This is a genomic window from Aureimonas altamirensis (assembly GCF_023702225.1).
Classification (GTDB): Bacteria; Pseudomonadota; Alphaproteobacteria; order Rhizobiales; family Rhizobiaceae; genus Aureimonas; species Aureimonas altamirensis_B.
In genome coordinates this window covers 219,402-236,593 of record NZ_JAMQCO010000006.1, presented here as the reverse complement: position 1 = coordinate 236,593, position 17,192 = coordinate 219,402, and the positions used below count along the sequence as shown (strand labels likewise).

General features: G+C 65.4%; 16 protein-coding genes. 7 read left to right on the top strand and 9 right to left on the bottom strand.

All coding sequences use genetic code 11. The features are described from left to right. The first annotated feature begins 29 nt into the window (after positions 1 to 29). Positions 30 to 392, top strand: coding sequence for a hydroxyisourate hydrolase (uraH, locus tag NDN16_RS12165; protein WP_251113849.1), 363 nt, complete (start codon positions 30 to 32; stop codon positions 390 to 392). A gap of 4 nt (positions 393 to 396) precedes the next feature. Here the strand turns inward: uraH and NDN16_RS12160 are convergent, their stop codons facing one another. Then, positions 397 to 1,323 (bottom strand): LysR family transcriptional regulator, encoded by a 927-nt coding sequence (locus tag NDN16_RS12160; RefSeq protein ID WP_251113848.1) that lies wholly within the window; start codon positions 1,321 to 1,323, stop codon positions 397 to 399. Between the two features lie 135 nt (positions 1,324 to 1,458). On the opposite strand from NDN16_RS12160, the gene NDN16_RS12155 reads away from it, so the two are divergent. After that, positions 1,459 to 2,670, top strand: coding sequence for a urate hydroxylase PuuD (locus NDN16_RS12155; RefSeq protein ID WP_251113847.1), 1,212 nt, complete (start codon positions 1,459 to 1,461; stop codon positions 2,668 to 2,670). Positions 2,671 to 2,682: 12 nt separating this feature from the next. On the opposite strand, the gene bhcR is transcribed toward NDN16_RS12155, so the two are convergent. Continuing rightward, positions 2,683 to 3,492, bottom strand: a complete 810-nt coding sequence (bhcR, locus tag NDN16_RS12150; protein WP_251113846.1) for an HTH-type transcriptional regulator BhcR — start codon at positions 3,490 to 3,492, stop codon at positions 2,683 to 2,685. A 147-nt stretch (positions 3,493 to 3,639) separates the two neighbouring features. On the opposite strand from bhcR, the gene bhcA reads away from it, so the two are divergent. The 4 genes from bhcA to bhcD are packed head-to-tail and all read left to right on the top strand — an operon-like array spanning position 3,640 to position 7,961. Beyond that, positions 3,640 to 4,830 (top strand): L-aspartate--glyoxylate aminotransferase BhcA, encoded by a 1,191-nt coding sequence (gene bhcA / locus NDN16_RS12145; protein ID WP_251113845.1) that lies wholly within the window; start codon positions 3,640 to 3,642, stop codon positions 4,828 to 4,830. A 14-nt stretch (positions 4,831 to 4,844) separates the two neighbouring features. Further along, positions 4,845 to 5,807, top strand: a complete 963-nt coding sequence (bhcB, locus tag NDN16_RS12140) for a beta-hydroxyaspartate dehydratase BhcB (RefSeq protein WP_251113844.1) — start codon at positions 4,845 to 4,847, stop codon at positions 5,805 to 5,807. A 10-nt stretch (positions 5,808 to 5,817) separates the two neighbouring features. Next, positions 5,818 to 6,981 (top strand): 3-hydroxy-D-aspartate aldolase BhcC, encoded by a 1,164-nt coding sequence (bhcC, locus tag NDN16_RS12135; RefSeq protein WP_251113843.1) that lies wholly within the window; start codon positions 5,818 to 5,820, stop codon positions 6,979 to 6,981. Between the two features lie 14 nt (positions 6,982 to 6,995). Then, positions 6,996 to 7,961, top strand: coding sequence for an iminosuccinate reductase BhcD (gene bhcD, locus NDN16_RS12130; RefSeq protein WP_251113842.1), 966 nt, complete (start codon positions 6,996 to 6,998; stop codon positions 7,959 to 7,961). A 49-nt stretch (positions 7,962 to 8,010) separates the two neighbouring features. Here the strand turns inward: bhcD and NDN16_RS12125 are convergent, their stop codons facing one another. The 4 genes from NDN16_RS12125 to xylF form a co-directional block, all read right to left on the bottom strand. Beyond that, a complete protein-coding gene (locus NDN16_RS12125; protein WP_251113841.1) occupies positions 8,011 to 8,772 on the bottom strand; it encodes an SDR family NAD(P)-dependent oxidoreductase in 762 nt (253 codons plus the stop codon). Between the two features lie 17 nt (positions 8,773 to 8,789). Continuing rightward, positions 8,790 to 9,542: an ATP-binding cassette domain-containing protein gene (locus NDN16_RS12120; protein WP_251113904.1), complete on the bottom strand. Its 753-nt coding sequence runs from the start codon at positions 9,540 to 9,542 to the stop codon at positions 8,790 to 8,792. Positions 9,543 to 9,625: 83 nt separating this feature from the next. Then, positions 9,626 to 10,927: a sugar ABC transporter permease gene (locus NDN16_RS12115; RefSeq protein ID WP_251113840.1), complete on the bottom strand. Its 1,302-nt coding sequence runs from the start codon at positions 10,925 to 10,927 to the stop codon at positions 9,626 to 9,628. A 41-nt stretch (positions 10,928 to 10,968) separates the two neighbouring features. Beyond that, a complete protein-coding gene (gene xylF, locus NDN16_RS12110; RefSeq protein WP_251113839.1) occupies positions 10,969 to 12,012 on the bottom strand; it encodes a D-xylose ABC transporter substrate-binding protein in 1,044 nt (347 codons plus the stop codon). Between the two features lie 170 nt (positions 12,013 to 12,182). Here xylF and NDN16_RS12105 point away from each other — a divergent pair, with 170 nt between their 5' ends. Continuing rightward, positions 12,183 to 13,394, top strand: a complete 1,212-nt coding sequence (locus tag NDN16_RS12105) for an ROK family protein (RefSeq protein WP_251113838.1) — start codon at positions 12,183 to 12,185, stop codon at positions 13,392 to 13,394. An 11-nt stretch (positions 13,395 to 13,405) separates the two neighbouring features. Here NDN16_RS12105 and NDN16_RS12100 read toward each other — a convergent pair whose 3' ends face one another. The 3 genes from NDN16_RS12100 to NDN16_RS12090 all read right to left on the bottom strand — a co-directional run bounded on the left by NDN16_RS12100 (position 13,406) and on the right by NDN16_RS12090 (position 17,114). After that, positions 13,406 to 14,899: a sensor histidine kinase gene (locus NDN16_RS12100; protein ID WP_251113837.1), complete on the bottom strand. Its 1,494-nt coding sequence runs from the start codon at positions 14,897 to 14,899 to the stop codon at positions 13,406 to 13,408. Positions 14,900 to 14,974: 75 nt separating this feature from the next. Beyond that, on the bottom strand, positions 14,975 to 15,988 hold the full coding sequence (locus NDN16_RS12095) for a Gfo/Idh/MocA family protein (protein WP_251113836.1): 1,014 nt from the start codon (positions 15,986 to 15,988) through the stop codon (positions 14,975 to 14,977). 28 nt (positions 15,989 to 16,016) lie between these two features. Beyond that, positions 16,017 to 17,114, bottom strand: coding sequence for a Gfo/Idh/MocA family protein (locus NDN16_RS12090; protein ID WP_251113835.1), 1,098 nt, complete (start codon positions 17,112 to 17,114; stop codon positions 16,017 to 16,019). Positions 17,115 to 17,192: the final 78 nt, after the last annotated feature.

Genomic DNA, 17,192 nt, shown 5'->3' with positions numbered 1-17,192 from the left:
CCGACGCGGGTCAGAAAAGAGGGAGTCCCATGGCCGATACGACAGGACGGTTGACGACGCATGTGCTGGATACGGCGACCGGACGTCCGGCCGCCGGCATGGGCATAGACCTGTTCCGGCTGGACGGGGATCGCCGCGTCCACCTGAAGACGGTCGTCACCAATGATGATGGCCGATGCGACGGGCCCATCCTGGCCGGCGCCGATTTTGCCGCCGGCGCGTACGAGCTGCTCTTCCATGCCGGCGATTACCTGCGGCGGACCGCGCCGGGTCTTGCGGAGCCGCTTTTCCTGGATCTGGTGCCGATCCGCTTCGGCATGGCGGAGGCGGCCCATTACCACGTGCCGCTGCTGATCTCTCCGTTCAGCTACGCCACCTACCGGGGCAGTTGACGGCTTACTCCTGCGCCGGGGCCAGCGCATCGCGCACCAGGCGCTGGCAGCGCGCCACCATGAAATCCAGAAACAGCCGCAACTTGGGGTCCTGGAACTTGCGATGCGGATAGACCGCCGCAAGCTGCACGGGCGGCGGCGGGGCCGCCGGCAGAACCGCGCACAGCCGGCCGGAGCGCAGATGGGCCTCCACCTCGAAACGAGGCTTCATCGCGATGCCGCGCCCGGCCAGCGCCCAGTCGGTCAGCACGTCGCCGTCGTCCGAATCGAACGGCCCGCTCACCTCCACCTTCTCCGGGCCGTCGGGCCCGTGCAGCGTCCAGAAGAATTCGCGCGATCCGGGAAAGCGGAGCAGCAGGCATTCGTGCCCGTCGGCAACCAGCGCGGCTGGCCTGTCGGGCACCCCCTTGCGCGCCAGGTAATCGGGCGATGAGACGAGCAGGCGCTCGCACTCCAGTATGCCGCGCATCCGCAGGCTCGAATCCTCCATGAGGCCAAGCCGGAAGGCGAGGTCGATGCCCTCCTTCATCATATCCACATTGTGGTCCGACAGGCGCAGCCGCACCTCGATCTGCGGAAAGCGATCATGGAATTCGGGGATGCCGGAGGCAATGAACCGGCGGCCGAATCCCAGCGGGGCCGTTACCCTGATCACGCCGCGCGGCTGGTCGGACAGCGAAGCCACGTTGGCCTCCGCCTCGGCGACCGCATCCAGAACCTTCTTGGCTCCGTCATAAAAGGCGCGGCCATGCTCGGTCGGGCTGACCTGCCGGGTCGTGCGGTTGAAGAGGCGTACGCCCAGATGCTTCTCGAGCTCCTTGATCCTGTGGGAAGCGACGGCCGGTGAGATGCGCAGGTCTCGTCCGGCGGCAGACAGCGTTCCCAGTTCCACGACGCGGACGAAGACGGCGACATTGTCGAGATAGATCATCCGGCACGTTCCTCCCTCATGCAGACTTGGCCGCTATCATTTTCGTCTTTCGTTTGAAAGTCATCCCGAATGCGGCATGATTTCGTTGACGGGACGACGGCGTAGAGTGTGCGTCCTAGCCGAGAGGGGGTGCCTGTGTACGAATTCGCGATCTTCTGGGAATGGTTGGCCTTCGCCGCCCGATGGCTTCACGTGGTGACGGCCATCGCCTGGATCGGCTCGTCCTTCTACTTCATCGCCCTGGATCTCGGGCTGCGCAAGCGCGAAGGCCTTCCGGTGGGCGCCTACGGCGAGGAGTGGCAGGTGCATGGCGGCGGCTTCTACCACATCCAGAAGTATCTGGTGGCCCCTGCCAACCTGCCGGAGCACCTGACATGGTTCAAATGGGAAAGCTACGCCACCTGGCTGTCGGGCTTCTTCCTGCTGGCCGTGGTCTACTACACCGGGGCCGACCTGTTCCTGATCGACCGCAACGTGCTGGACGTCTCGGTGCCCGTCGCGATCCTCATCTCGATGGGATCGCTGGCGCTCGGCTGGGTGATCTACGACCAGCTCTGCAAATCCCCGCTGGGGCGGCACGACACGGCACTGATGCTGCTGCTCTACGCGGTCGTGGTCTGCGTCGCCTACGGCTACACACATCTGTTCACCGGGCGGGCCGCGCTGCTGCATCTCGGCGCGTTCACCGCGACGATCATGTCGGCCAACGTCTTCCTGATTATCATCCCGAACCAGAAGATCGTGGTGGCCGACCTGAAGGCGGGCCGCAAGCCGGACCCGAAATACGGCCGCATCGCAAAGCAGCGTTCCACGCACAACAACTACCTGACGCTGCCCGTCATCTTCCTGATGCTGTCGAACCACTATCCGCTGGCATACGGCACGGAATTCAACTGGGTCATCGCTTCGCTCGTCTTCATCATCGGCGTCCTGATCAGGCACTATTTCAACACGATGCACGCCACCGGTGCCAAACCGCACTGGACCTGGTGCGCTTCCGCCGTGCTGTTCATCGTCATCATGTGGCTGTCGACCGCGCCGTCGATCCTGACCGGACAGGAGAGGGTGTCGGCGCGGGCCGAAACGCTGATGGCCTCCGGCGAGTTCGACACCGTCAGGACGACGGTCATGGGACGCTGCTCCATGTGCCACGCCGCAGAACCGGTGTGGGAGGGCGTCCATCGCGCGCCCAAGGGCGTGCTGCTCGACAGCGGCGAAGCGATCGCCGAGCATGCACGGGAAATCTACGTGCAGGCCGGGCGCAGCCATGCCATGCCGCCGGGCAACATCACCGCCATGACGCCGGAAGAGCGTCAGCGCCTCGTAGCCTGGTACGAAGGTAGCTGACACCCCACAAGATCAGGCATGACCGAGCCGCCGCGACACCTCTGTCGCGGCGGCTTTCACATGGGCTCCGATGTGATCCAGGCGCTCCGCGCCCATGCGGTGCGTCGGCCCGGATACGGAGATGCCGGCAACGGCTTCGCCGTGATGGTTGCGGATCGGCGCGGCAACGCAGCGCATGCCGGGCGATTTCTCCTCGTCGTCAACGGCAAATCCGCGCTGCCGCGTCAGCGTGATGTCGCGGGCCAGATCCTCGGCTTTCGTCAACGTCTTCGCGGTAAAGCGCGCCATGGGCGCCATGGCGCAGAATGACTCGAAGCGCGGCGCGTCGTAGGTGGACAACAGCGCCTTGCCGATACCGGACGCATGCAACGGAGACAGCGTCCCCGGCGGAAAGAAGGCGCGGATCGCCTCATGCGTTTCCACCTGGCTGAGGAACAGCACAAAGCCCTCTTTCTCCACTCCGAGATTTGCGGTTTCGCCGCAGACCTGCATCAACTGGTGAAGCGCCGGGCGGCTCTGCTCCACCACGCTTGTGCGGCGCAGGTACGACGAGCCGAGCCGGAAGGCGCCGCTCCCCACGCGCCAAAGCTGATCCTCCGTGCCGCATTCCACGAAGTCGCGTCGCTCCAGCGTTCCGAGCACGCGATGGATGGTTGCGACGGACTCGTCCAACGCGCCGGCCAGACGGCTGAGGCTGATGCCGTCGGATGCCGCGATCGCATCCAGGACATCGAGCGCGCGGTCGACCGCCTTGACGCGCGTTTCCCCCTCAGGCTCGTTGAAGGCCTTCGGTCGACCGCGCTTCCTGATTTCACCCGGCATTGCCGCCCCCGGCGCTGAAAAATTACAACCAACTGATAATGCTTAATAAATTCTCGGACTGACGTAAATGAAAATATTTTTCAAGAAAATTTCCAACGTCGATCCTGGGTGTTAGGCTTCATGCATCGTCGAGGAGGGCGTTTGCCGATGTACATGCAGAACCCCGTTTTCATACCCGGCCCGACCAACATGCCGGAAGTGCTGCGCCGTGCAGCGGATATGCCGACGCTCGACCATCGGTCGCCGCGCTTCGCCGAAATCCTGCACCCGGCGCTTGCCGGTGTGCGAAAGGTCATCAGGGGCGCCTCGGCCGAAGTCTTCGTGTTTCCGTCTACCGGAACCGGCGGCTGGGAGACGGCGATCACCAACACGCTCAGCCCCGGCGACACGGTGCTGGCGGCCCGCTACGGCATGTTCAGCCATCGTTGGATCGACATGTGTCGCCGCCACGGCCTCGAGGTCGAGCTGGTGGAAGAGTCCTGGGGCAACGCCCTGCCGGTCGAGGCCTACGAGGCACGCTTGCGCGCCGACAGGCAGCATCGCATCAAGGCCGTTCTTGCCACGCACAATGAGACGGCCACCGGCGTTCGCTCGGACATCGCCGCCGTTCGGCGTGCGCTGGACGCCGCCGGTCATCCGGCGATGCTTTTCGTCGATGGGGTGAGTTCCATCGCATCCATGGACTTCCGGATGGACGAATGGGGTGTCGATATCGCCGTCACCGGCTCGCAGAAGGGCTTCATGCTGCCCGTTGGCCTTGCCATAGTCGCCTGTTCGCAACGTGCGATGGACGCGATGACGGATGCGAAATTGCCGCGCACCTTCTTCGATATCGCCGACATGCGCGCGCGCTACGCCGACGGCGCCTATCCCTATACACCCAGTGTCGGCCTGCTGAACGGCCTGAAGCTGGCGACCGAGTTGTTGCTGACGGAGGGGCTCGACAACGTCTATGCCCGGCATCGACGGATCGCCGAAGGTGTGCGCGCGGCGGCAAGGGCCTGGGCGATGCCGCTTTGCGCCAGGCGGCCGGAGATCGCCTCCGATACCGTCACCGCCGTCATGACGCCGCAGGGCTTCGACGCGACGCGGCTGGTGGCCCATGCCAGCGCCAAATACGACGTCGCCTTCGGCGTCGGGCTCGGCGAAGTATCGGGCAGGCTGTTCCGTATCGGGCATCTCGGCAGCCTCAGCGACGTCATGGCCCTGTCCGGCATAGCTACGGCCGAGATGGCGATGGCCGATCTTGGATTGCCCGTTACGCTGGGCAGCGGGGTCGCCGCCGCACAGGAGCATTATCGCAGCACGCAAACCGCCGAAGACCGGCTCGCCGCCTGACGGGGAACAGAAGAATGACCATACCCAGCTATCGTGACATGCTCGCCGCGCGCGAGCGTATCGCACCCTACATTCATCGGACGCCGGTCCTGACATCGCAGCATATCGACGGCCTGGCCGGCGCCAGCCTTTTCTTCAAGTGCGAGAACATGCAGAAGGCCGGGGCCTTCAAGGCACGCGGCGCATCCAATGCCGTGTTCGGCCTCAGCGACGGACAGGCGGCGCGCGGCGTTGCGACCCACTCGTCCGGCAACCATGGCACATGCCTGGCCTATGCAGCCGGGCGGCGGGGTATCCCGTGCACCGTCGTCATGCCGCGCACCGCGCCACAGGCCAAGAAGGATGCCGTGCGCGGCTACGGCGCCGAGGTAGTGGAGTGCGAACCGTCGACCAGCTCGCGCGAGGCCGTCTTCGCCGAGGTCGTGGCGCGTACGGGGGCCGAGTTCGTCCACCCCTACAACGATCCGCGCGTCATCGCCGGCCAGGGCACCTGCGCACTGGAACTCAACGAACAGGTCGACGGGCTCGACGCCGTCATCGCGCCCATCGGCGGCGGCGGCATGGTGTCCGGCACCTGCCTGACCCTGTCCACGCTGGCCCCGCAGATCCGCATCTATGCCGCCGAACCGGAGCAGGCCGACGACGCCTACCGAAGCTTCAAGGCCGGACACATCATCGCCGACGACGCGCCGGAAACCATCGCCGACGGGTTGAAGGTGCCGCTGAAGGATCTGACCTGGCACTTCGTCAGCCGCAACGTCACCGATATCCTCACCGTCACCGAGACGGAGATCGTCGATGCCATGAAGCTGATCTGGAAACGGCTGAAGATCGTCATGGAGCCTTCCAGCGCCGTGCCATTGGCAGCCATACTGAAGAACCGAGAGCTTTTCGCTGGCCAGCGTGTCGGCGTCGTGATCACTGGCGGCAATGTCGATCTCGACAGGCTGCCATGGAACCAGCCGAACGCGCACTGAGGAGAGACCCATGGATACGGAAACGAAATTCGCCGGCCTCGAGGTCGGTTACGACATTCCCGCCTTGCCGGGCATGAGTGCGGATGAGATCCAGACACCCTGCCTGATCCTGGACCTCGACGCGCTGGAGGCCAACATCCGCAAGATGGGCGACTACGCCAAGGCGCACGGCATGGCGCATCGCGCGCATGGCAAGATGCACAAGTCCGTCGACGTGCTGCGCCTGCAGCAGGAGCTGGGCGGCGCCATCGGCGTCTGCTGCCAGAAGGTTTCGGAAGCGGAAGTCTTCGTGCGGGCCGGCATCAGGGATGTGCTCGTCTCCAACCAGGTGCGCGATCCGGCCAAGATCGAACGGCTGGCACGCCTGCCGCTGCACGGCGGCCGCGTCATCGTCTGCGTCGACGATGTCGCCAATGTCGCCGACCTGTCAGAGGCGGCACAGCGCAACGGCACCGTTCTGGATTGCTTCATCGAGATCGATTGCGGGGCAGGGCGCTGCGGCGTCACCACGACCCCGGCGGTCCTGGAGATCGCGCGCGCCATCGCCGCGGCGCCCGGCCTGCGCTTTACCGGCATACAGGCCTATCAGGGCGCCATGCAGCACATCGACAGCTTTGCGGAGCGCAAGGCCAAGCTGGACGCCGCCATCGCACAGGTGCGCGACGCGGTGGAAGCCCTCAAGGCGGAAGGGCTGGACCCGGAAATCGTCAGCGGCGGCGGCACGGGCAGCTATTATTTCGAAAGCAACTCGAACCTGTATAACGAGCTGCAGTGCGGCAGCTATGCCTTCATGGACGCAGACTACGGGCGCATTCACGACAAGGATGGACAGCGCATCGACAAGGGCGAATGGCAAAACGCGCTCTTCATCCTGACCAGCGTGATGAGCCACGCCAAGCCCGACAAGGCCATTTGCGATGCCGGCCTGAAGGCGCAATCGGTGGATTCCGGATTGCCGTTCATCTACGGGCGCGACGATGTGAAATACGTCAAATGCTCGGACGAGCATGGCGTCATCGAAGATCCGCACGGCGTCTTGAAGATAAACGAAAAACTGAAGCTCGTGCCCGGCCATTGCGACCCCACCTGCAATGTCCACGACTGGTATGTCGGCGTGCGCAACGGCGTCGTCGAAACCGTGTGGCCTGTCTCGGCGCGCGGCAAGGCCTATTGAGCGGAGCACTCGAATTGATCATCGTACCCGAACGCGACATTGCCGGCCTCATCGGGCCGGCAGACTGCTTCAAGGCCGTGGAGGGCGTCTTCGCTTCCATGGCGCGGCGCACGGCGCGCAACTTTCCGGTCGTGCGCGAGGCGCTCGGCCATGCCGAAGCCCTCTACGGCTTCAAGTCCGGCTTCGATGCCGAAAGCCTGGCTCTCGGCCTTAAATCGGGCGGCTTCTGGCCGGGCAACCTTTCCCAGGGCCTGACGAACCACCAGTCGACCGTCTTCCTGTTCGACGCCGATACCGGCCGGTGCCGCGCCATCGTCGGCGGCAACCTGTTGACGGCCCTGCGCACGGCGGCCGCGTCGGCCATTTCCATCAAATATCTGGCGCGCGCGGATTCCCGTGTGCTGGGCATCGTCGGTGCAGGACACCAGTCGACGTTCCAGTTGGAAGCGGCGCTGGAGCAACGCCCCTTCGAGAAGATCGTCGGCTGGAATGTGGAGCCGGACATGCTGACGAAGCTGGAAGATGTCGCGTCCCGGCGCGGCCTGCCGTTCGAGCGCGTCGATCTGGACGGGCTCGGCGCCCAGGCGGACGTCATCATCACCATCACCTCGTCCTTTGCGCCGATCCTGAAGGCGGCGCAGGTGCGGCCCGGCACGCATATCGCCTGCATGGGTACCGACACCGTGGGCAAGCAGGAGGTGGAAGCGGAACTGGTCGGCAGCGCAAGCGTGTTCACCGACGAGGTGGCGCAGGCGGTGACCCTGGGCGAAAGCCAGCACGCAGTGGCCGCCGGGCTCAAGGATGCAGCGTCGATCGTGGAGATCGGGCAGGTGGTGACGGGGATGCATGCCGGCCGGCGGTCTGCGGAAGAGATAACCCTTTTCGACGGCACCGGTGTCGGCCTGCAGGATCTGGCGGTCGCCTCTGCAGTCGTGGAGATTGCCGTCCGGCGGGGTTCAGCCATCGAAGTCGATTTCTGATGGGCGCGGCCGCGCGGCGTGGGACGTGCGGCCGCAGCTTCCGTGGCGCTCAATAGCGCGGGAAATTTGCCTGCGTGAAGACGCCGCCGTCCACCCAGAGCGTCTGCCCGGTTACGAAGCCCGCGGCGTCGCTGGCGAAGAAGAGCACCGGCCCCGCGATGTCCTCCACCGTCCCCACCCGGCCAAGCGGCGTGATGGCGCCCCAGCTTCCGGCATAGTCGCCCGTTTCCGCCGCGGTCCGTTCGTTCAGGATCGCACCCGGCGCCACGCAATTGACGCGGATGCCGTAACGGCCAAGCTCCACGGCGGAGACTTTCGTGAACTGCTCGATGCCGCCCTTGGACGCCGTGTAGGCGACCAGGTTGGCGAAGGCCAGCTTGTTGCAGCCGGATCCGATGTTGACGATCGAGCCGGCGATGCCGCCAGCGATCATCTTCTTGCCGGCCTCGCGCGTGTTCAGGAATGCCCCCTTGACGTTGGTGCGCAGGACCATGTCCCAATCATCCGACGTCGTCTCCAGCAATGGGCCCCAGGTTTGCACGCCGGCATTGTTGACCAGCAGATGCGGGGCCGTGCCGGCCCACTCCACCACCGCATCGTAGAAGGAGACGACATCCGCTTCCTGCCCGACATCGCACTTGCGTCCGAAGCCGCGACGGCCGCAGGCCTCCACCTCGGCGACGAGGCTGTCGGCCATTTCGGGCCGGTCGATCCAGGAAAAGGCGACGTCGTATCCCGCGCCGGCCAACGCCGTGACGAGGTAACGGCCGATGCCGGTATTGCCGCCGGTAACGACTGCAAGTCTGCTCATGATGACAAGCCTCTTTCTCAATCCGCCATCGCGCCGGGGCCCGGCGTCGCGCCCGGCGGGCATTTGCCCAGGATGATCATCCCCAGCACCTCGTCCTTGGTGACATCGCAGGTCAGCGCCTCTCCCACGACCTTGCCGTTCTTCATGACGACGACACGGTCGGCAAGGTCGAACACGTCGTGCAGGTCGTGGCTGATGAGGAAGATGCCGATACCGTCCTTCTTCAGTTCCTTGACGAGTTCGCCCACCTGCGCGGTCTCCTGCGGCCCGAGCGCGGCCGTCGGCTCGTCCATGATGAGGATGCGGGCGTTGAACAGGATGGCCCGCGCGATGGCGACCGACTGGCGCTGTCCGCCGGACAACGCCTTCACCGGCTCCTTGAACCGACGGAAATTCGGGTTCAGGCGTCCCATGACCTTGCGGGCCTCGGCCTCCATGGCCGCATCGTCCAGCGTGCCCCAGGGCGTCATGATCTCCCGGCCGAGGAACAGATTGGCCGCCGCATCGACATTGTCGGCCAGCGCCAGCGTCTGGTAGATCGTCTCGATTCCATACGCCTTGGCATCGCGCGGATTGGCGATGGATGCAGCATCGCCACTGACCCGTATATCGCCGCTGTCGCGCCGGTACGCCCCGGACAGGATCTTGATGAGCGTCGATTTGCCGGCGCCATTGTGCCCAAGCAGTGCCACGACCTCGCCCGGATACAGATCTACCGAGGCGCGCTCCACCGCATGGATGCCGCCGAAGGCGATGGATATGTCCTCCATCGCCACGAGCGGCGCGCCGGTACGGTCGATGGCGTCCGAAACGCCGCGCCCATGGTCGGCGATATCCTCGATCGTCGTTGCGATCATGCCGTCCTCCTGCGGTAGATGCCGTCGATCCAGACTGCGATGACGAGAACGATGCCGACGATGATCGCCTGCAAAGGCGAATCGATCCCCAGCAAGACCATTCCCGATTGAAGCGATTGCATCACGACCGCTCCGATCATCGCGCCGGCCACCGTGCCGACGCCGCCGGCGAGCGATGTCCCGCCGATCACCGCCGCTGCGATGACGTACAGTTCGTCGAGCGTGCCCTGCGCATTGGTGGCCGCGTTGAGCCGCGCGGTGGATATCATCGCGCCGAGGGCGGCAAGCCCCCCCATCAGCATGAAGACCTTGGTCAGCACCCAGCGGGTGTTGATGCCGGCCAGTTCCGCGGCTTCCGGGTTGCCGCCGATGGCGAAGACGTAGCGGCCGAAGCGGGTGCGTGTCGTCACGAAGGTCATGACGATGCCGACCACGACGGCGATCAGCACCGGAATGGCGATGCCGTAGCCGATGGACAGGCCGCCATCCGGAACGGCGATGCCATTGGCCTGAGCATACCGGTTCGCGATCGCGGATGGCCACTTGTAGGCATTCAGCACCGCGGCGCTGGCCAGGATGCCGCCGCAGGCGATGCCGCCGAGCAGCAGCTCCGCCCACACGGGCCGTTGCTGGAAGTTGAAGCGGCGGCGACGGCGGCGGCCGGCAAGAAACGAGATGCAGACGATGGTGCAGGCGAGGGCAGCGATGACCCAGGTCCATGTTTCGCCGAGAGAGCCGTCCGCTCCGCCGCCCATCAGGCGGAACGTGGAATCCATCGGTGCGACCGTCTTTCCGGATGTGAGCCACCATGCTCCGCCGCGCCAGACGAGCAGACCGCCCAGCGTAACGATGAAGGCCGGCACACCGGCATAGGCGATGATGACGCCTTGCAGGCCGCCGATCGCGACACCCACCGCCACGCCTGCAAGGCTGGCGATGAACCAGTTGAACGGCGCTTCGAAGCCCAGGAGCGGCGGCAGGTACTGCACCTGCGTCACCGCCATGATCATGCCTGTGAAGCCGAGGATCGAGCCGACCGAAAGGTCGATGTTGCGTGTCACGATCACCAGCACCATGCCCGTCGCCATCACGGCGACGGACGCAGTCTGCACGGACAAATTCCACAGATTGCGCGGCGTCAGGAAGATGCCACCCGACAGGACGTGAAAGACCAGCCAGATGACCAGAAGCGCACCGAGCATGCCGAGCATGCGCGTATCCACCTCCGTGGCGCGCAGCGCGCGCGTCGGCAATCCGGCGCCGCCATCATGGCGGCGCTCCACTGTTGCATCGGACATGCGATCGGACTCCTCGTTGCGTGCTACCGAAGGCGGCCGGCTCAGTCGCAGGCCGGCACGGACCCGGCGGCAACGCCCTGGCAAACGACGTCCTTGGATACCCAGCCGGAGTCGATGATGGTGCCGAGGTTCTCCTTCGTGATCGCGACCGGCGTCAGGAAGAGCGAATTCATCTCCACGCCGTTCGGACCGCCGTTGAAGGTGGTTGCGCCTTCAATATCGGCCATGCCGGTGCCGTCGGCGAGCTGAAGGGCGATCTCGGTCGCCTCGCGCCCCAGTTCGCGGGAATCCTTCCAGACCGAGACCGTCTGCGTGCCGCGTGCGATGCGGTTGAGCGCGGCATGGTCGGCATCCTGCCCGGACACCGGCACGGAACCTGCAAGGCCCTGCGCTTCCAATGCGGCGATGGCGCCGCCGGCCGTGCCGTCATTGGCGGCGACAACGGCCGCGACCTCGTTGTTGTTGGCCGTCAGGAACTGCTCCATGTTGGCCTGGGCGTTCTCGGGCAACCAGCCGTCGGTATAGGCTTCCCCGACATTGACGATCTCGCCGGAGTCGATCTTCGGCTTCAAGACTTCCATCGCGCCGGAAAACAGGAAGTCGGCGTTCGGATCGGCGGAGCTGCCCTTGATGAAGACGTAATTGCCGGTCGGGGCAACCTTCTCGACCTCGCGGGCCTGGATGCGGCCAACCTCGACATTGTCGAAGGTGATATAGAACGCGTCCGGATTCTCGATCAGCCGGTCGTAGGCGATTACCGGAATGCCTTCGTCGACCGCGCGCTGCACCGCCGGGCCGATGGCGCTGGAATCCTGCGCCAGAACGATCAGCGCGTCCGCGCCCTGGCTAAGCAGGCTTTCGACGTCCGTCAACTGCTTGGCCGCCGAAGACTGCGCGTCGGCAGAAATGTACTTGGCGCCGGCCTTTTCCAGCGCCTCCTTGATGGCGGCCTCGTCGACCTTCCAGCGCTCTTCCTGGAAATTGGACCACGATACGCCCACGGTCTTGCCCTCCTGGGCCGAAGCGACCGAGCCCAGCACAAGGGAAAGCGCCGCGCAGCCAAGCGCGATACGAATGGTTTTCATCTGATCCTCCCATGCCGCCCGATCCGGCGGCGAACCTCTCCCGACGAGTTTCCCACCTCGTCACGCCTTTTTTCCACGGCGCGGAAAAAAGCTGACAGACTATTCAGCCTGTGTCAACTTGCGCGCAAGCACCCTTGAGAGTGCGGGCCGTGGCAGGGGGAGGAAACAGCATGTTGCCGAAGGCGGATTCCGAGGCCGTCAGGCGTCAGAACCGGCGTATCGCGCTGGAGCATGTGCGGCGGTGGCAACGCTCTACCCGCCGCCGCCTGTCGGCGGAGACCGGCCTGTCCATGTCCGGCGCGGCGGCCATTGCCACAGATCTCGTCCGCGAGGGGCTGTTGAAGGAGAGCCTGGCGTTGCAGCAGGGCGCGCGCCGGGGCAGACCCGAAATCGAGCTGAGCGTCGATGCCGGCGCGGCCCGTATCGCGGCGGTCAAGATCGCGGTCGGCGAGGTTTCCGTATCCGTGGCCGATTATGCGGGGTCCGTCCTTGCCACGCGTCACACGTCCGCGGACCTGATGGCCATGGACGGGACAGGGCTGGTCGAGCTTGTCGCCGGGCTGGCGGCGACGGCCATCGCCGATACGGCGGGGGGCCCGCTGAAGCTGGTCGTCGTTGCGGCGCAGGGCGTTTGCGATGCCGAAAGCAGGCGTCTTCTGTGGTCGCCCATCGTCGGCACGCGCGAAATTGACCTCGGCGGCCCGCTGCGCGACCGCCTCGGCGCTCCGGTCGTGGTGATGAACGATTGCGGCCTCATGCCCGAGCGCTTCCGCTGGTCGGGCGGAGGTGTCATGCGCGATTTCGCGACACTTTTCATCGGCTTCGGCGTCGGCATGGGCCTGCGCCTCGGGGGCACGACGTTTCGCGGCTCTCATTCATCGGCGGTGGAATTCGGCCACATGAACCATATTCCGGGCGGCGCGCCGTGCCGCTGCGGCAACGCGGGGTGCATCGAGGCCTATGCCGGCGATTACGCCATCCTGCGCGCCGCAACGGGCGAAGAAGCCGGCAAGGGGCTTTCGCGCCGCGTCAGCGACGTGGAGATGCAGGCGCTGGCGGATTCCGCCCGTGCCGGTGACATGCGCGCGCGCGCTGCCTTCGAGCGGGCAGGCGAAGCGCTGGGCTACGGCCTCGGCCGCCTGTTCACGCTTATCGACCCTCTGCCGGTCGCCTTCGTCGGCTCGGGCGCGCATGCGATGGATCTCATCGAACCATCCATCAGACAGGCCATCGCGCTCAGCGCCATCGAAGGAGTCGGCGCCGACATTCCATTTCAGGTCTATCCCGATGTCGATGCCGTTCTGTTGGAAGCTTCCATAGCATTCGCCCTCGCGGCCGTGGACGACCGGCACGCGGTGCCCGGCAACCTCGAAACGGCCTGACGCCAGCCGGGCTACATGTCGCCGATCCGCTCCAGAGGAGCCGTCAGTTCGGCGACGAGGCCCCCGGGCCGGAAATCCATCTCCGCGTGGCCACTGCCCATCAGCCCCATCTCGATCAGGCGGGAGCCGAAGCCACGCCCCGTTCGGGCCGAAACGCCGGGCCCGCCTTTCTCGGTCCAGCGAAAGACGAAGCTGTCGACCCCGTCCCGGACCTCCGTCCACCAGCGAATCTCTACCGTGCCGTCGCTGTTGGACAGGGCGCCGTATTTCAGCGCGTTGGTTCCGAGTTCGTGGAGCAGCAGCGACATCGACAGGGCGACGCGCGAGCCCAGGTGCAGCGGCGGCCCCTCTATGTCCAGGCGGTCCACCGCCTCCATGCTGGCGAGGGCAGAGCCCACGACGTCGGCCACCGGTGCGCCCGACCAGTTCTGTTGCAAAAGAACGTTGTGCGCGGAAGCGAGCGCGTGAAGCCGCTGCATGAAGATATGGACCGCAGGCTCGTCCGCCAATCCCTTCAGCGTCCGCGAGGCGATGGCCTGCACCATGGCCAGCGTATTCTTCAGCCTGTGGCTGAGTTCCTGGTTGAGTACGTTCTGATGGCGGCGCGCACCGGCGCGGCTGATGGAGGCCTGGGCCCTGTCGCCGACCTGACGGATGAAATCCAGATCCTCGTTCGAAAGCTCGCGCGCTTGCGGATAATGGGCAAAGACGACCAGGTCCAGCACGCCGTGCTCCAGGATCGGTACGTTGACGAGAACGCTGATGCCGATGGCGTGCAGCGCCTCGGCGGAATCGCGGGTGCGGGGATCCTTTGCGACATCGCCTATGATGACGGGGCGCCCTGCCTTCAGGTCTTCGATGAACGACCCGTAGTCGCGGAAATGGTGCAGGCCGGTAACGGGCTCCACGCCTTCGGCACACCAGTTGGGATGCATCAGAACGGTCTCGCGGGCCGCATCGACGGTGCCGAACCCCGCGCGTGAAGCGCCGATCACGCGGGCGACGATTTCGGCGGCGGTCTGCGCGATCACCGGCACCTCGTCGAGGTCGCGGATCCGGTCGCCGAGTTCGATCAGGGCGTCCTGCCGCTTGACCTGGAGCACGCGGGCGGTGACATCGAAGCCCTCGACGAATATTCCCTCCACAAGTCCGTTGTCGTCGATCATCGGCTGGAACACGAAATCCAGGTACAGATCGACGACCGGCCCGCCCGGGTGTCCCTGCCGACGGAAGTGGGAACCCGATGTGCTGTAGGGCAGGGCACTTTCGTACACACGGTCGAGGATTTCGACATAGCCCTGCGCCGCCGCATCGGGCAGGGCGTCGGCCACCCGCAGCCCGATGATGGGCCTGTCGCCGACGATGGCGAGATAGGCGGGATTGGCGATCTCGAATATATGCTCCGGCCCGCTCAGCAGCGCCATGAAGCTCGGCGCGCTGTCGAACATGAAGCCCAGGCGCTTCTGCGCTTCAAGCCGCCTGCGTCCGGCATCGTCGAATGTCATGGACAATGAATTTTCCATAGGAATCAGGTCCGAAGGACATCACTCCTAATGGGTCGTCGATGCCGTGTCGAGCCTCTACGTCCGGTAGAAATCCGGAGCCTCGACCGCTTCGATCGCCACGATCTGCCCCGTCTTCTTGGCCTCCACGCAGGCATCCGATGTGACTGCAGCGAAGTACCCGTCCCATGCCGTCGGGCCGGTCACGCGGCCTTGGCGCGTGGCGTTTACCCATTCCTGCAATTCGACATCGTAGGAGTCGATGAAGCGCAGTTTCCAATCCATCATGATGGCGCTGGAAGCCATCGACGCCTGCCGCATCGGCACGGCGGGCGGCTCCGGCAGGCTGGCTGTTCCGTCCTCGCCCACCACCTGGCACTGGATGTCGTAGCCGAACTGGCAGTTCACGAAGATTTCCGTGTCGATGACGACGCCCGATACCGTCTTGAGGATGACGAGGTACGGGTCTTCCAGGTCCGGCCCCGCATGCCGGCTCCTGCGCCCCTTGACCACCTGTGCCGATACATAGTCCTCGCCGACCAGCCAGCGCAGCACGTCTATCTCGTGGATGAAGGTATCGGTGATGCCCATGTCGCCGGTGTAGTGCGCCGGTACGGTCGGGTTGCGATGGGCGCAATGCAGCATCAGCGGCGCGCCGATGCGTCCGGCCGCGACGATCTCCTTCAGCATCCGGTAGCCGGCATCGTAGCGGCGCATGAAACCCACCTGCACCAGCGGGCGGCCGGCGGCCACCTCCGCCTTCACTATGCGCAGGCAGGCGTCGGCCGTCGTGGCCAACGGTTTTTCGCAGAAGACGGGCTTGCCGGCGGCAATCGCGGCCAGCACGAATTCCTCGTGGCTCGGCCCCCAGGACGCAACCAGGACGGCCTCGACCGCCGGGTCGGATATCAGAGCCTGTCCGCTGTCGTGCAGGCGGGCATCGGGGCACAGAGCCGCGGCGGCCGCCCTGGAGCTTTCGGAGTCCATGTCGTGCAACGCCACGACGCGCGCTCCGGCAAGCTTGCCGTGCAGCCGTGCGATGTGTTCCCGGCCGATGGCGCCGGTTCCGATAACGCCGATATCGAGTGTCATTGTGTGCCGATCCGAGTTCGATGCAGTTTCAAATGGCGACCCAGGCGCGTTCGGCGTGCGAGCGCGCCATGGCGTGGACGGTATCCTCGATGGCAAGGCCCATGTCGAAATCCACAATGCGGGCGGGCTTGCCTTCGATGGCGGCCATCACCTCATGCGCTTCAATGACCTTCAGGTCGTTGAAGCCCAGCCCATGGCCGGGGGCCGGAACGAACCGGTCGTAGGGCGGATGGACGGGACCGGACAGGATGGTGCGGAAGCCTTGCGTAGGGTCCGGGCCCTCGCGAGTGAAGAGCTGGAACTCGTTCATGCGCTCCTGATCGTAGAGCATCGTCCCGCGCGATCCGAAAAGCTGTATGGCGATCCGTCCCTTTCGGCCCCATGCCGCGCGGTTGGCGACCAAAAGGCCCGAAGCGCCGCTGGCCAGTTGCATAAGGCTCGTCGCGATCTCGTGCGTTTCCACCGGTCGGCCCGAGCGGCTTGGGTAGGGACGCGCCTGATGCGTCATCACCGCCGATACCGGCCCGGCCAGCCGCCAGAGAAGCGACAGCGGATGGACGGCGAAGTCGTCCAGCGCGCCATGCCCCGAACGCGCTTCGTTCTTGTAGGCGAAGGGGGCATCCGCGTCGGCCATGAAGTCCTCGTCCATCTCGAGGCGGACGTGATTGACGGCCCCGATCACGCCGCCCTCCACGAGGGCCTCCATCTGGCGGATCGCCGGATTCTGGATATAGTTGTAGCCAAGCGCCGCGACGCGGCCCGTTGCCGCGGCGGCATCGCGCATTGCCTTGGCGTCGGCACGTGTAGTGGCCATCGGCTTCTCGCACCAGACGTGCTTGCCCGCCTGAAGCGCCGCGATGGCGATGTCGGCGTGCAGCGGGTTAGGTGCGGCGATCGAGACGACGTCCACGTCGGGATCGTCGATCAGCGCGCGCCAGTCGCCGCTCGCCCTGGCGAAACCAAGCTCCGTCGCCTTCCGCCCCGCCAGGTCGGCTTCGGCCTCGGCCAGATGGACCAGGCGGGGGCGCAGCGTCTCTGCAAAGGTCGCGGCCACCGCGTTCCAGGCCAGAGCGTGGCATTTGCCCATGAATCCTGTACCGACAAGGCCAATGCCGAGCGTAGACATGCTGCTGATCCTCCCCGCCCGGCAAAATAGAAGCAATATGTCACTTTCGCAACATATTGGAACGTGTATTCTTTGCGT